Annotated in this window: 15 protein-coding genes; 5 read left to right on the plus strand and 10 right to left on the minus strand. The window is 46.4% G+C overall.

The features are described 5' to 3' along the window. Position 1 precedes the first annotated feature (1 nt). Complete coding sequence (locus JHD69_RS00240; protein WP_199136081.1) at positions 2 to 1030, plus strand: PorP/SprF family type IX secretion system membrane protein; 1029 nt, start codon at positions 2 to 4, stop codon at positions 1028 to 1030. A gap of 84 nt (positions 1031 to 1114) precedes the next feature. Next, positions 1115 to 1774, plus strand: coding sequence for an MgtC/SapB family protein (locus JHD69_RS00245; protein WP_199136083.1), 660 nt, complete (start codon positions 1115 to 1117; stop codon positions 1772 to 1774). Here JHD69_RS00245 and JHD69_RS00250 read toward each other — a convergent pair. Then, positions 1771 to 2061, minus strand: coding sequence for a hypothetical protein (locus JHD69_RS00250; RefSeq protein WP_199136085.1), 291 nt, complete (start codon positions 2059 to 2061; stop codon positions 1771 to 1773). The two genes, JHD69_RS00245 and JHD69_RS00250, sit on opposite strands and share 4 nt — an antisense overlap. 161 nt (positions 2062 to 2222) lie before the next feature. On the opposite strand from JHD69_RS00250, the gene JHD69_RS00255 reads away from it, so the two are divergent. Continuing rightward, the gene (locus tag JHD69_RS00255; RefSeq protein WP_199136087.1) at positions 2223 to 2633 is read left to right on the plus strand and encodes a helix-turn-helix domain-containing protein; all 411 of its coding nucleotides are present in this window, start codon (positions 2223 to 2225) and stop codon (positions 2631 to 2633) included. A gap of 65 nt (positions 2634 to 2698) precedes the next feature. Here JHD69_RS00255 and JHD69_RS00260 read toward each other — a convergent pair whose 3' ends face one another. Continuing rightward, complete coding sequence (locus tag JHD69_RS00260) at positions 2699 to 4120, minus strand: alpha-L-fucosidase (RefSeq protein WP_199136089.1); 1422 nt, start codon at positions 4118 to 4120, stop codon at positions 2699 to 2701. Positions 4121 to 4186: 66 nt separating this feature from the next. On the opposite strand from JHD69_RS00260, the gene JHD69_RS00265 reads away from it, so the two are divergent. Continuing rightward, a complete protein-coding gene (locus JHD69_RS00265) occupies positions 4187 to 5614 on the plus strand; it encodes an L-serine ammonia-lyase (protein WP_199136091.1) in 1428 nt (475 codons plus the stop codon). A gap of 142 nt (positions 5615 to 5756) precedes the next feature. Here JHD69_RS00265 and JHD69_RS00270 read toward each other — a convergent pair whose 3' ends face one another. The 6 genes from JHD69_RS00270 to JHD69_RS00295 are packed head-to-tail and all read right to left on the minus strand — an operon-like array spanning position 5757 to position 11935. Then, positions 5757 to 7103, minus strand: a complete 1347-nt coding sequence (locus JHD69_RS00270; RefSeq protein ID WP_199136093.1) for a DUF58 domain-containing protein — start codon at positions 7101 to 7103, stop codon at positions 5757 to 5759. Between the two features lie 52 nt (positions 7104 to 7155). Next, positions 7156 to 8133 carry an AAA family ATPase gene (locus JHD69_RS00275; RefSeq protein WP_199136095.1) on the minus strand — a complete coding sequence of 326 codons (978 nt, stop codon included), beginning with the start codon at positions 8131 to 8133 and terminating at the stop codon, positions 7156 to 7158. A gap of 2 nt (positions 8134 to 8135) precedes the next feature. Further along, positions 8136 to 9320, minus strand: a complete 1185-nt coding sequence (locus JHD69_RS00280) for a DUF4350 domain-containing protein (protein WP_199136097.1) — start codon at positions 9318 to 9320, stop codon at positions 8136 to 8138. Then, a complete protein-coding gene (locus tag JHD69_RS00285) occupies positions 9317 to 10123 on the minus strand; it encodes a DUF4129 domain-containing protein (RefSeq protein WP_199136099.1) in 807 nt (268 codons plus the stop codon). Before JHD69_RS00285 ends, JHD69_RS00280 begins: the two co-directional genes overlap by 4 nt. Next, positions 10083 to 10982, minus strand: a complete 900-nt coding sequence (locus JHD69_RS00290; protein WP_199136101.1) for a hypothetical protein — start codon at positions 10980 to 10982, stop codon at positions 10083 to 10085. Before JHD69_RS00290 ends, JHD69_RS00285 begins: the two co-directional genes overlap by 41 nt. Positions 10983 to 10984: 2 nt before the next feature. After that, positions 10985 to 11935, minus strand: a complete 951-nt coding sequence (locus JHD69_RS00295) for a stage II sporulation protein M (RefSeq protein ID WP_199136103.1) — start codon at positions 11933 to 11935, stop codon at positions 10985 to 10987. A gap of 94 nt (positions 11936 to 12029) precedes the next feature. Between JHD69_RS00295 and JHD69_RS00300 the strand changes: the two genes are divergently transcribed. Then, a complete protein-coding gene (locus JHD69_RS00300) occupies positions 12030 to 12761 on the plus strand; it encodes an RDD family protein (protein WP_199136105.1) in 732 nt (243 codons plus the stop codon). Here the strand turns inward: JHD69_RS00300 and JHD69_RS00305 are convergent, their stop codons facing one another. Both JHD69_RS00305 and JHD69_RS00310 read right to left on the minus strand, forming a co-directional pair. Further along, positions 12762 to 13478: an SGNH/GDSL hydrolase family protein gene (locus JHD69_RS00305; protein ID WP_199136107.1), complete on the minus strand. Its 717-nt coding sequence runs from the start codon at positions 13476 to 13478 to the stop codon at positions 12762 to 12764. A 29-nt stretch (positions 13479 to 13507) separates the two neighbouring features. Further along, on the minus strand, positions 13508 to 13816 hold the full coding sequence (locus JHD69_RS00310) for a DUF2752 domain-containing protein (RefSeq protein ID WP_199136109.1): 309 nt from the start codon (positions 13814 to 13816) through the stop codon (positions 13508 to 13510). Positions 13817 to 13841: the final 25 nt, after the last annotated feature.

Below are 13841 nucleotides of genomic sequence, written 5' to 3' on the forward strand. Positions count from 1 at the left end.
GATGAAAAGCAGGATTGTTGGATTTTTAGGACTGTGTTTTTGCCTGATGGCTTTGAACATCAAGGCGCAGGACCACCTGTTTTCCCAGTTTTTTAACGCCCCTATTTACCTCAATCCTTCGTTAACGGGACAGTTTGACGGCGATCTGAGGCTCAACATGATTTACCGTAACCAGTGGTCTTCGTTAAGCGGCGACCTCTCCTACATCAACGCCTCTATTGATGTTAATGTACCCAAGCTTTCGGGAGGCGTTGGCTTGTCGTTTAACCGCAGCAGCGAAGGAACCGCCTACCTGGTGAAGAACAATGTGGCCCTCACCTATTCGTATAGTGTGGGCGACGATGATTTTTTGGCCTCTTTTGGCTTGCAGGCAGGATTTACCAACCGCAGCATCGACTGGAGCAAGCTGGTGTTTTTAGACCAGATTGATCGCCGCATAGGTTACATACCGGGCAGCGTATCATCGGCACAGTTGCCAGACATGTCCAATAAGTTCTTTTTCGACCCCGCAGCCGGCGCCAATTTTGTTTACCGCAACTTTATGCTGGGTGCAGGCCTGTACCACATCAACAAACCCGACGAATCGTTCAGCTCGGCGCAGGCGCGCCTTCCCATGCGCTGGACCCTCAACGCCAGCTTTAAGATGCCTTTGAGCTATCGCTATGATTACCTGGAAGACGAAGGCGCTTTTTTAATTCCTTCTGTAGTTTATTACAAACAAGGCAACACCTCTTCGCTCAGCGCCGGCGCGCAGTTCAAGTACCGAAGCTTCAACTCTGGAATTTGGTACCGCACCAATGCCCTGAACGGCTCCGATGCCATTGTGGTTTCGCTCATCTTCGACATCTTTTTGAAGCGTAACGACAGCGAGAAAATGCGTATTGGCATTAGCCACGATGCCACGACCTCCAGGCTCAACTATACCAATACCAGTGGCACTACCGAGGCCAGTTTGGGCTACGAAAAATACTGGCCCAACAGTACGCGCATCAAAAAATACAACGGTTTGCGCTGTTCTAGCTTCTTTTAAGGTTCGAATCCATAAAACTTTTGCGGCTAGCTGGCGTTATTTGAATAATAATTTCGAAATTACGGCTTATTCAATCGAAGCTTTATGTTCCAGGAATTGTTTAACAATCAGCATTTTATTACCCAAAGCGAGGTCAACAAATTCTTATTGGCCATTTTGCTCTGCGGCCTTATTGGCATAGAACGCGAATTTAGAAGCAAGCAGGCAGGCCTTAAAACCATGATCATGATTGGCTTGGGCTCAACCCTGTTTACCATTCTTTCGGTAAAGATTGGCCTCAACAGCGCCGACCGCATTGCCTCTAATATTGTAACGGGCATCGGTTTTTTGGGTGCCGGTGTTATTTTTAAGGAAGACAACCAGGTGAAAGGCCTGACCACGGCCTGCGTCATCTGGATCGTTGCCGCCATAGGCATGGCCGTTGGTAGCGGCTATTACGAACAGGCCATTGGGGTTACGTTGATTGTGCTGGCCGCTTTACTTGTTTTCCCGTTTTTGGAGAATTTTGTGGATAGGCGCTTTACCAAAAGGGTGTACCGCATTGTTAAAAAATACGAAAACGAGAGCTTAGAAGCCTACGAAGAATACCTGCGCAGCTCTAAGCTCAAGATGCACCGTGGCAAACAGGAACTCTCCAACGGCATCATTAGCGGTACATGGATAGCCGTGGGCAGCCCAAAAAACCACAAAAAATTTGTAGACAAGATGCTGCAAGACACCAAGATCATTGCCTTCGATTTTTAATCGGCCTTATTCAATCCTTCTTCGTGTATCTTATCGAGAAAGTTGGTCAGCCAGTAAAAATCGCCCAAAAGCTCTTCAAAATCTACAGGTAAAGCTTCGATATTGTAGAAAAGGTAATCAATCAGCATTTTTCGCAATCCTTTGTTAAGCCGATAGGCCGGTACGGTTTCCAAAAAAGTTTGCAGGCTTTCTAAAATAGGTGCGGCAATGGGTGTTGTGGTGGCAAAATTGTTTTCTTCAGCAGAAAAAGGTTCGGCCATTGGCGAGATTTCGATCAAGTCTTTCATGTTTTCAAAAGGTTTAGATGAGAGGTATGTATCAATAAGCGTATTTTTCAAATGCCTATTTTTACTGGTGTTTCGGCATTTTTATTACATTTATGATTACATCACCAATTTACTCACTCGATGTGAGTAAATCAATAGCCTAATCAAGAAAAACTCACGAAATGGGAATAAAAATAGATAAAGAACTGATTATAAGCCGAATAAAATCTCATTATGGCTTTAAATCAGACGCTGAACTGGCAAGATTTCTTGGAATAGCCTCCAATACGCTAGCCAATTGGCATAAAAGAAATACGGTAAACCTCGACCTTATACTCACCAAATGTGAAGAACTGAATGCTGATTGGTTGCTCAAAGGCATTGGGTTACCTATTAGAAAATATAAGGAACAGCCCGACGGCAATTTTTCGGTAGTAAACGATATTGCCGAGAAATACGTAAACGCCCGCATCGGCGAAGGCGACTACCAAAAAGACATCGAAATCCTGGTCAAAATCATTACCATCCAAGAACAGACGATCAAAGCCCAAGAGCAAACCATCGAAGCTTTATCGCTGAAAAAGAAACGTTGATTTCGATACGGCAAATTTTAAAGCAACCTGGTTCTTTTACCTTAGCCACTCTTAGGTGGCAATAGCTAATCCATCCTCAACACCAGCGCATGCTTCATCATTTTCGCACCAGCGGGCAAGGTTATTTCCAAAACATCGCCTCGCTGCTTCCACTTCAATGCCTGCTTCATCCCCAGCAAAGTTAGCTTTTTAGGCATTTTGGGTGGCGACTGAATGCTTATCGTGGCATCGGCAGCCTTGCCTTCGTCTAAAAGATATAAAGCATACACACTGCCGTTTTTGCCTTGCGTAAAACAAACATTATTGGTTTTATACGGCGCAATGGGCTTACTGGCATAAATAGCTTCTTTGTTCACGTCCATCCATTGCCCCATTTCGGTAAGGCGTTGCAGGGCAGGCTCCGGAAAAGTACCATCGGGCTTTGGACCTACATCGAGCAAGAAATTGCCTCCTTTGGCCACAATATCGACCAGCAGGTGCACCAATGTATTCGTGCTTTTGTATCGATCATGGGGTACATAGCCCCAGGCATCGCCCATGGTCATGCAGGTTTCCCAAGGATAATCCAACGGCTTTTCGGGTATTTTTTGTTCGGGCGTTTGGTAATTCTCGTATTCGCCGTGCACGGTACGGTCAACCATGATCAATCCCGGTTGTTTCGCCCTGGCCATCTGGGCAATGGCAGGCATGTTGATATCCTGATCCCAAGCCGGAATTGGCGCACCCCACGAAAGCACTTCTTCGTTAATGGTCGATTTTGGCCTCACCCAGCCCCCATCGAGCCATAAAATATCGATGCTGCCATAATCGCTCATCAGCTCTTGGATTTGATTATAGGTGTATTGCTTAAACTGTTGCCAGCGTTGCGGATGCAGGCGGATATCGTAGTTGTTGTTGCGGTCGGGCGTGGCATAGCGCGGCCACCAGTAATATTCGCTGTGCCAATCGGGCTTTGAAAAATAGGCGCCAATCATAAATCCTTCCTTCCTGAAAGCCTCAAAAACCTCTTTGGCAATATTGGCTTTCGGATTGGTGGCAAAAGGCACATCGCTGGCCGTTACCTTATAGTTCGACTGCTTGGTATCGAACAGGGCAAAACCATCGTGGTGCTTGGTGGTGAAAACCACATATTGCATGCCTGCTTTCTTGGCGTATTCGGCCCAAATAGACGGATTGAAGTTTACCGGATTAAACTGCTTGCTCAGGTTAAAATACCAACGCTTGTAATCTTCGTAGTTTTTGGTGCTGTCGCGCGGTATCCAAGAGGCATCTTCGGAGCAGATGCTCCACGATTCAACAATGCCCGGAATACTGTAAATACCCCAATGCATAAACAAGCCAAACTTTTTATCGCCCCATTGGCTCAGCTTGGCCTGTACTTTGGTATCGCTGGGTGCTTGGTAATGTTGCGACTGGTAATGTGCTTGTTGGGCGTGGGTCGCAAAAAAAAGGCAAAAAACAAGGATGGTTAGATAGATTTTTTTCATAGGTTGGCCCGAATTGGTCAGCCCAATTTACGTAAATATCAGTAAAAGTATATAGCTTTGTTATCCATGCAAAAAGAACAGATTTCAGTTTTCGATATATTTAAGATTGGCATTGGCCCATCGAGCTCACATACGCTGGGGCCTTGGCGTGCTGCGCAGCAATTTACTGCCTCCTTAAAAAAACAGGCTGATTTGGCCGACGTGGTTCAGGTGAAAATCCTGCTGTACGGCTCATTGGCCAAAACGGGCAAGGGGCACGGCACTGATATTGCCGTATTATTGGGCCTGGCTGGTGGCGATCCGGTTACCTTTGATGTCAATGCCATCGACAGCACCATCGAAACCATTAAACAAGAGCAGCGCTTAAATTTAGGAGGCGAATATGAAATTCCTTTCTCCTACACCGAAGACCTGATTTTCCTTTTTGCAGAGAGCTTGCCTTTTCACCCCAACGCAGTTACTTTTCAGGCTTTCTTGAACAATGGCAAGGCCTTTTCTGAAACCTATTATTCTATTGGTGGTGGCTTTGTGGTAAAAGAGGGCGAAAACGGTTCTGAAAAAGAACAGGTAGACTTGCCGTTTCCGGTAGAAAAAGCCAGCGAATTGCTCCACTGGTGCCTATCAACCGGACTAAAGGTAAGCGAAGTAGTCATGGAGAACGAAGCGGCCTGGCGTCCGGAGGCCGAAACCCGCAAGGGCGTAATGCAGCATTTCAACGTAATTAGAGATTGTATTTATCGGGGTTGCCATACCAGTGGCTTTTTGCCTGGCGGATTGGATGTTGCGCGCCGAGCTTCGAAAGTGAACAGCAAGCTTACGGCTGGCGAAGCCTACACCGATTACGACAGCTGGGTACAGGTAATTAGGAAAGGCGGCAATGGCTTCAACTATACTTTAGATTGGGTAAGCTGCTTTGCTTTGGCTGTAAATGAAGAAAACGCAGCATTTGGCCGTGTGGTTACCGCACCAACCAACGGCGCCGCTGGTGTTATTCCAGCTGTTTTGCAATATTTCATTGCTTTTTGCGATGGCTATACGGAAGACAAAATCATCCAGTTTATCTGCTGTGCTTCAGAAATAGGCAGCATCTTCAAAAAGGGGGCGACCATATCGGCCGCAATGGGTGGTTGCCAGGCAGAAATCGGCGTATCGTCGGCTATGGCTGCGGCCGCCTTAACCGAATGCCTGGGCGGTTCGCAACGCCAGGTTTTAATGGCCGCCGAAATTGCCATGGAACACCACCTCGGCCTTACCTGCGACCCTATTGGCGGACTGGTACAAATCCCTTGCATCGAACGCAATACCATGGGTGCCATCAAAGCCATTACCGCTAGCCAGCTGGCCCTGCAAACCAATCCCGATAAGGCCAAAGTAAGTTTGGATGCCGTGGTCAATACCATGTGGGAAACGGCTTTGGACATGAACTCGAAATACAAGGAAACTTCCGATGGCGGCTTGGCTACCAATATTCCGTTGAGTTTACCGGAGTGCTAGATTGAAAAAGACAAAAGGTTGGTAGGTCGCAAAGGCAGTTGGCAGTAACCAATTGGCAGTTTAACCGCAAAACAAACCACTATTAATTTAGCTTAATGTTAGGTTGGAAGGCAGAAGGTTGAAGGCAATAACCACACAATCCTTAAATCTGTTGATTGGCCTTGATTGCCAAATAGCGGTTCACAACGTTTACCGTCAGGTTTTGAGGCGGGGTAAGCAGGCTTAGGATGCCGTGTTTGGCCAATTCTTTCACCATTAGTTTCTTTTCGTAGGCAAATTTCTCGGCAATGGTTTTAATGTAAATGCCCTGCACATCCTTAGCCGGTTCTTCACTCAATGCCTTCAGGCTGGTATTTTCAAAAAAGACAATCAGCAACAGATGGAACTTGGCTATTCTTTTCAAAAATGGCAACTGTCTTTCCAGGGCCGACATGCTCTCGAAATTGGTGAAGAAGACCACTAGGCTTCTTTGTTTTAAAGTAGTTCTCACCGTGCTATACAACGCTTCCATATCGGTTTCGAGGTAGCGGGTTTTCTCTTTGTACAGCACTTCCATGATCTTGTTCAACTGTACGGGCCTGCGGTCGGCAGGCACCACATTCTTGGTTTTTTCGGCAATGGTAATCAGTCCGGCCTTGTCTTCCTTAACCAAAGCAACGCTGCTCAAAATCAGGCTGGCATTAATGGCATAATCGAGCAGGGTCAAGCCTTCAAAAGGCATGCGCATGGCCCTCGATTTATCGATTACGCAATACACATGCTGTGCTTTCTCGTCGGTGTACGAATTCACCATCAAATCGCCTTTGCGGGCAGTGGCTTTCCAGTTTACGGTACGGTAATCGTCGCCAGCCACATAGCTTTTCACCTGGTCAAATTCCATGCTATGGCCCAACCGCCTGATTTTTTTGATGCCAATATCGGTTAAGCGGTTAGAAACCGCCATCAATTCATATTGCCTGAGCTTTAAAAACGATGGATAAACCGGAACCGTTTTGGGGCTACCGATGTTAAACCGGCGACTCAGCAACGCCAGTGGCGATTGTACATACAGCCTGGTAAGACCAAAATCGTATTCTCCTCTTTTGGTAGGACGCAACAGGTAGGTAATGAGCTTTTGCTCGCGCGGTGCCAAATGGGCTTTGAACCAGATATCGCGCTTTTGGAACTGGAACGGAATTTCGTCGATGATGCCTAAGCTTACCGGAAAGCTATAAAAATTTTCGAGGTAGATCTTCAGTTCGTTATCGTCGCCATTGCTGAGGCGCTCGGGCACTTCCCTACGTAGGAATATGCCCTTTTTGGTGCGATAGAGCAAGACCATATCCAACAGCACCAACAACAGCAATACGCCAAAAAAGAGGTAGGGCAAATCGCCCAATACAGGAATGAAAAAGGAAAACAGAAACAGGGCCACGCATACGCCCAGCGCAATGAACAGGCGCTTGCCCAAAAAGAGGTCTGTATAATATTTTCTGAAAAACTTTTTCATTTCCTTAGCTTTCGCCACGATCAAGAAACAACCTTGGGTAGCAGCGATGATTCTATCTTGGCACTTCTATTTTCTTGATAATTTGGGTGATGATATCGGCTGGGGTTAGCCCTTCCATTTCTTTTTCTGGGCTCAGCATCACACGATGTGCCAAAACCGGAACAGCCACCCTCACAATGTCGTCGGGTGTTACAAAATCGCGACCGCCCATGGCCGCCAATGCCTTGGCGCCGTTTACCATGGCCAACGAGGCCCTTGGCGAAGCACCCAGGTACAGCGACTTGTTGTGGCGCGTTTCGTGCGTAATTTGCGCTACGAAAGCCAGTAATTTCGGCTCAACCACCAAGGCTTTGATGGTAGCGCGCAGGGTCTTGATCTGCTCAACCGATAAAACCGCATGGAGCTCCTGCAGCTGCTCTTCAGGCTTGTGCTGGTGTTGTTTAGAGAGAATTTCGATTTCCTCTTCGAGCGAAGGGTATTTAACTTCTATCTTGAATAAAAAGCGGTCTAGTTGGGCCTCTGGCAAGCGATAAGTACCTTCCTGCTCAATCGGGTTTTGCGTAGCCAATACCATAAAAGGTTCTTCCAGCTTGTAAGTATGTCCATCAACGGTAATCTGGCGTTCTTCCATGGCTTCGAAAAGGGCCGATTGTGTTTTGGCTGGTGCGCGGTTAATCTCGTCTACCAGCACGATATTGCCAAAAATAGGCCCCTGCCTGAATTGGAACTCGGCTGTTTTCGGACTGAAGACCGCCGTACCCAGCACATCCGAAGGCATGAGGTCGGGCGTAAACTGTATCCTCGAAAAAGAAGCCGAAATACATTTGGCCATCAGTTTTGCGCTGAGGGTTTTGGCCACGCCGGGTACGCCTTCGAGCAAGATGTGCCCATCGGCCAGCAAACCTGCAATCAGCAGGTCTATGGTATCTTTTTGACCCACAATGATATTGCCCAACGTTTCTCTGATTTGGGCTACGGCAGCGCTCAATTGGCTCAAATCCGTTCTTTGGTCAAACATTTCCTGTTCCATAGCTATTGGTCTTGTTTATAAAATTGTTCTATCAGTTTATTTAATCTAATCAGATCCTGGTCGCTGATCAAATAACCGCCGTTAAGGTATTGCAGCTCTACAAAAAGTGCTTCGATGGTTTCGGCGGTGGCACCTGTACGACTGATCAGTGTTTCTTTAAATTCTTCGTTAATATTTACCGTACGCAAACGGTATTTGCTGCGCAGGTATTCGAGCCAATAATTGATTTTTTTCTCGGCTATATCCTTGTTGTTGCGTTGCTGGTAGTAAACGCGCCCTATGGTTTCAGCAAACTCGACCGATGTATTTTTAGGTTGCGAAATAACCGGAATGATACGCTGGCGCCTTTTGATCTCGAAAAGCACAAAAGCAATCAGGCTAAAAAGGGCGATGTAATAGGCCCAGCGCAACTGGTCGTATTTAAACAGTACGCGCAAGGGCGATTTGGCCGCCGCATCAGGGCGCGTAAAATATTCGTCCCAAATCACGCGATTTGTTTTAGGCAAATAAGACAGTGCTTTGGAAGCATATTCTGAGCCATCTTCGCGCAACAGGTTATAGTTCGAAAACAGCTCTGGGTTAGGCAGCAGGTACAGCGCGCCCTTGCCAAAATCATAGCGGATAAAATTGGCTTCTTTGCCCTGTCTGGTACTCAGCACCGTTGCCCTGGCCGTGTCTATCTTGTTAAAATACTGCTCGCAAATACCTTTATCGAAATAATAGTCGATATCGCGTTTCAAGACCGGGTTTAAAAAATTGACGGCGTATTTTTTGCCATTCCTGAAATACACACTGTTAGAAAGCGAGGTCCGCAAGGTATCGAGCAATACGCCTTTAATACGGGATGCCGCAATAAAAACCTGATTGCCTTTTTGCATATACTTCACCAGCTGTTCGTAGTCGAGCTTATCGATGCTAATCTCTGATGCAATCATCAGATAGCTTGAACCTAGGGCCCCGGCATTTTCTTTGAGCGTATTGTAAACTGCTTTTTTTTGCACCTCCACCTTGGCATTTGGAAAAAGATCGTGTATGCGCTGATACAAGATATAGGTGCCATAGGGGATTTTATCTTCCTTTAAATAAGTAGGTCTCCAATCGATCGGTTTTGGCTTGAAATACTGCATGCCCAAGTAAACGGCGAGCAACAAGCCGGCAATCACCATGTATTTTCTCAATCCGTTCATCTGTTCTGCTGGTTAAATTGTTGAAAGGATTGAGCGATCGGTTCGAAATGTTGCTTGTCGATAAAAAATTCGCCATACCATACATATTCGAAGCGGTAGGTTAATTCGGCAAATTCTTTGCGGTGGTTTTCGTTCTGCAGTTCGAGCACATAGGTCTGGTTGGTTTTATCGGGCTGCCAGTTGATCATATCCCTATCGCTAAGGCGCTTAAGGGTTTTGAGGTACAGCAAACGCACTGCCAAACGGTAGTTGCCGTCTTGCACGGCTTTATCCAGCTGTTCATCAAAATCGATTTCGTGGATATTTTCCAGGCTTTCTTCGTAGGGAACTTCGATGCTTTTCGGTTTTTTGGCCAATACGCGCAAATCGAGCCCCAGCAGCTTTAAGACACCATAGGCTACGCCTACTACCAAAACCGCGATCAGGAAGTACTTAAGAAAGACGAAAAAATACTTGAGCAAGGCGCCATCGCCGGCATTGCCACCCCTAAAAATCCTGCCGATCAGATCCCAAAGCCAGGCGATGAGCCTTTGCCACCAGCTTGCATTTTGCGGCGCCGTTTCTTCGTAAACAAACTCCTTTTGCTTGCTATAGGCATCCACGGCTTGCCGGTCTATTTGGCGTTGCTCTACCCGGCTGCTGTCTATCTTAATGGTTTTTGCTACTTTGTCAGGCGCTGGTTTGACCGGTGTTTGCAAGGCGTGGCCATAGGCGCTTAACAGCACCCCCAACAACAGTACAAAAACCAGCCTTAAGCGCATGTTAATATTCTTCTTGAACAAAAGGATGGTCGTCTTTGGCATTATTCTGGCCCAGGCTGTCAATTCTTTCCATAAGGCCGGTACTTTCCTTGCGCTCAACCAGGTTAAAATAAATCACTGCGGCACCCACAATTGGAATAATCATAAATACCTGCGAAAACTGCTGGGCAATGGCCATAATTACGCCATAGGTACCAAAAAATGCACTGTTGTTGCGCATAAAGGCCCCAGCCATAGAAATAGCCACAGCAGGCACTTGGATCACCATCGCACAAGCATAGTAAATAAAGAAAATGACCAGCAGCGTGGCAAAAGTAACCCACCATTCGCCTTTCAACAGTTTAAACGCACGGTTAAAAGAGAAAGAGAAGCCGGCATTTTCCAGAATCAGGATGGGATAAAATATGGTAGCGGCCGGAAAAACATAGATGCCCGGTACGAGACAGAGCACAAAGGACAGGCCCAAAAACATAGACATCAAGATGCCGCTGCCCAGCATGCGCCAAAAATAATATTTAAAGTACGACCAAACCTCGGCCACCGTAGGCGCAATATTTCCCTTTCTCACGTAAAGCGATATGTACGACAACACTGTTAGGTAAATGGCAGTATAGTTGAGGATGATAAAAACAAACATCAATACATAGTTCAGCGTAAAGTTAGAGAACATGTAAAGCGATCTTGTGCCCCTGCTGTAATCAACTGCATTGGCGCTTTTGACCAGGTTGCCCACTTGCACCTGCATCAACACGGAGTTGATCATGCTGGCCAAAACAAAAAAGCCGCATAAAAACAGGTAGGCTTTTAAAAGGGGCTTGATATTTTGCTTGATGAAAAGAACGGTATCGCTGATGACGTCACCAAAATCCCTAACTTTTCTAAATTCAACAGGTTCTTTCATGTTTAATTGTACTGAGTGCGTTTTGCTAATTGCATAGGATAGATAATCACATACCAAACCATAAAACCGAGCGAGCTGGCCAATATGCTAATGCTCAGCCAAACAGGCATTTCGGTATGTCGGGTAATAAAACTTTCAAAAAAGGCGGCCAGCAAGATAATCGGGCTAATGCCCAGCGCTATTTTTGCCGCATCCTTGGCGCCGTGCCTAAAGGCTGCCATCCGGGTATAGGTTTTAGGGAAAAGCAGGCCATGGCCCAAAACCAGTCCGGCGCCACCAGCTACAATAATGGAAAGGATTTCGAGCGTTCCGTGTATCCAAATCACCAAAATCGATTGGGCGCCCAAACCTTTGCTAAAAAAATAATATTCGAAGGCACCCAGCATAATACCGTTCCTCATCATGGCAAAAACGGGGCCTATTGACAAGAATATGCCACTGACAATGGTAACCAGTGTAACCCAAATATTGTTGCTGGCAATCATGAGGAACATGCCAAACTCGTTGTATTCTTTATATACGCCAAAGGGATCGCCCTTGGCAATATTTTCGTTGGTCATGTTTACATAGCTATCGCCCAAAATGAGGCGTAGGAAAGTATCATCGTATTTGGCCGAAAGGATACCGATGGCCATTGACAGCGTAAAAAAGATCAAAGAATACAGCAGCTGCCGGCGATATTTAAAGAACAGCAAAGGCAAATCGAGCTTCCAAAAACGGGTAAAGCGATTTGCATCTTCCTTTTTGTTTTTGTAAATGGCCTGGTGCAACAGAGAAGCAATGCCATTGAGATAGCTCGTAGTTTTAGATTTGGGATAAAAAGTTTTGGCGTAGGCCAAATCGTTGGTGATTTCTATAAACCGCTCGGCCAACTCATCTGGATTATTGGTCTGTAGCTGTTCATAGTTCTTCCACTTTTCGGCATTCTGCTTTACAAACAGCGCTTCTCTCATAGATAGATTTCCCGGTTCTAGAATTTTTCCGTTAAAATAAAACAAAAATTTTATTAGTCAACAAAAATTAAAAAACGATATTATATTTGGAGCTATGGAAACAGTTAGGGTAAATACCAGTCAGCACGTAGACATCGATTATCCGGTTGCGGGTGTGGGCGAGCGCATGGCATCATGGCTTATCGACATCGCTGCCCTTGGCCTCACCTTTCTGATCTTTCTGTTTGTTTTCAGCGCCACCGACCTGCTAAAATCAGCCATTTTTGGAAAGGTGATGCTTGTAATCTATGCCTTTCTCTTTTTGTTCTACGACCTGCTTTGCGAAGTTTTTATGAATGGGCAAACCTTGGGCAAGCACATCCTTAAAACCAAGGTAGTTAGCCTCGACGGCGGCCAGCCGAGCTTGGGCCAGTACTTTATCCGCTGGGTTTTCAGGATCGTAGATTTTCCACTAACCGCCTGGGCTGGGGGCTTTCTCTGCGTGGTGCTTTCAGACAACAAGCAACGCATTGGCGATATTGTGGCCGGAACAACTGTCATCAAAACCGTACCGCGCACCAAGCTGCACCACATTGCCTTTCATCCTGCAGCCGAAAGCTATACGCCTGTTTTCGATAGTGTTCACCTGCTCACCGACCGGGATGTAGAACTGGTGCACGAAGTGCTGAATACCTATTACAAAACCTTTAATCCAAACCTTGTTTACCAAATGGCCGGCAAAATATCGTCGCATTTAGGCACAGCCATACCCGAAGGCATGAACGAGCTCGATTTTCTGAAAACCATTGTCATGGATTACAACCAGGTTACCTCAAGGGCAGTCTGATCATTTAAAGTTAGCCTCGACTGCACTAGCCACTTTTAGTGCCCATTCGCCATACATTTTAGCCGAAGGATGCAAACCGTCGGCCGCAACCAGCCCAGCATCGGTAAGTGCATTTCTAGAGCCTGGGGTAATATCTGTATAGCTTATGCCCAAAGCCAGGGTTTCTGCTTTGTTAATGGCATTAAAAGCATCTATTTCCTGCGCAATGGCCTGTACATCTCGGCCACTGTTCTTGCCAAAAGGCGTTACGCCCCAATCGGGAATAGATACAACAAAAACATGTTTTTTCTGATTTCCTGCAAAGCTTATAGCGGTTTGCAGCAGGGCTTTGAATTCCTTGCGATAGGTATCTGGCGAATAGCCTCGATACTGGTTGTTGACCCCAATAAGCAAGGTAACCAGATCAAAAGAAGTCTTGATTTGGGCCTCGTTAATGGCGGCCTGCAGCTCGTCGGTTGTCCAGCCGGTTTTGGCAATGATTTTTGGAGTCTGCACATTCAGGTTCGCCGTTTTGAGCCGTGCCGCCAATTGATAAGGGAATGATTCGCTGGCGCTAACCGCCTCGCCAATCGTGTACGAATCGCCTAAGGCCAGGTAGGTTAAAGGGGTACCCGAAGGTACCGTTGAAGCAGTATTCATATCAGAAGCCGTGTTTTTATCGCAGCTCAATAATAAACAAAATGACAGGAAAATACCGCTAAATTTCATCAACTTCATTTACGAAATTTTGCACCAACCGGTTTTACCTAGTGCAATTGATGCGTAACTATCTTATAGCCATAGCTGACCAGCACGGCCAAACCCGTTGCCAGATACAACGCCTTGAGCCATTTGGCATTGGTATCCCATTTAAGGCTATAACTCAGCAAGGTGGCCAAAGCGCTGACCAAAAACAACAGCGTAGGCGGATAAAAATGTAAACTGGCCTGCCAATCGCCGCGCACAAGGGCCAACAGCGAACGCTGAAAGCCACAACCCGGGCAGTCGAGGCCGATAAGCCGCTTAAACGGGCAGGGCAACAAAAAACCATCGGCCTTGCTAAAAATAACTAACAAGACAGATGGGTCATATTTTACCGAT

This window comes from Pedobacter sp. ASV12, assembly GCF_016429155.1.
In the GTDB taxonomy this organism is placed as follows: Bacteria; Bacteroidota; Bacteroidia; order Sphingobacteriales; family Sphingobacteriaceae; genus Pedobacter.

Coding starts and splice junctions, on each gene's coding strand:
- JHD69_RS00305 (WP_199136107.1), bottom strand. CDS start 13,478: ATGAAGTTGATGAAATTTAGCGGTATTTTCCTGTCATTTTGTTTATTA.
- JHD69_RS00270 (WP_199136093.1), bottom strand. CDS start 7,103: ATGAAAAAGTTTTTCAGAAAATATTATACAGACCTCTTTTTGGGCAAG.
- JHD69_RS00280 (WP_199136097.1), bottom strand. CDS start 9,320: ATGAACGGATTGAGAAAATACATGGTGATTGCCGGCTTGTTGCTCGCC.
- JHD69_RS00250 (WP_199136085.1), bottom strand. CDS start 2,061: ATGAAAGACTTGATCGAAATCTCGCCAATGGCCGAACCTTTTTCTGCT.
- JHD69_RS00290 (WP_199136101.1), bottom strand. CDS start 10,982: ATGAAAGAACCTGTTGAATTTAGAAAAGTTAGGGATTTTGGTGACGTC.
- JHD69_RS00285 (WP_199136099.1), bottom strand. CDS start 10,123: ATGCCAAAGACGACCATCCTTTTGTTCAAGAAGAATATTAACATGCGC.
- JHD69_RS00265 (WP_199136091.1), top strand. CDS start 4,187: ATGCAAAAAGAACAGATTTCAGTTTTCGATATATTTAAGATTGGCATT.
- JHD69_RS00300 (WP_199136105.1), top strand. CDS start 12,030: ATGGAAACAGTTAGGGTAAATACCAGTCAGCACGTAGACATCGATTAT.
- JHD69_RS00260 (WP_199136089.1), bottom strand. CDS start 4,120: ATGAAAAAAATCTATCTAACCATCCTTGTTTTTTGCCTTTTTTTTGCG.
- JHD69_RS00245 (WP_199136083.1), top strand. CDS start 1,115: ATGTTCCAGGAATTGTTTAACAATCAGCATTTTATTACCCAAAGCGAG.
- JHD69_RS00240 (WP_199136081.1), top strand. CDS start 2: ATGAAAAGCAGGATTGTTGGATTTTTAGGACTGTGTTTTTGCCTGATG.
- JHD69_RS00295 (WP_199136103.1), bottom strand. CDS start 11,935: ATGAGAGAAGCGCTGTTTGTAAAGCAGAATGCCGAAAAGTGGAAGAAC.
- JHD69_RS00275 (WP_199136095.1), bottom strand. CDS start 8,133: ATGGAACAGGAAATGTTTGACCAAAGAACGGATTTGAGCCAATTGAGC.
- JHD69_RS00255 (WP_199136087.1), top strand. CDS start 2,223: ATGGGAATAAAAATAGATAAAGAACTGATTATAAGCCGAATAAAATCT.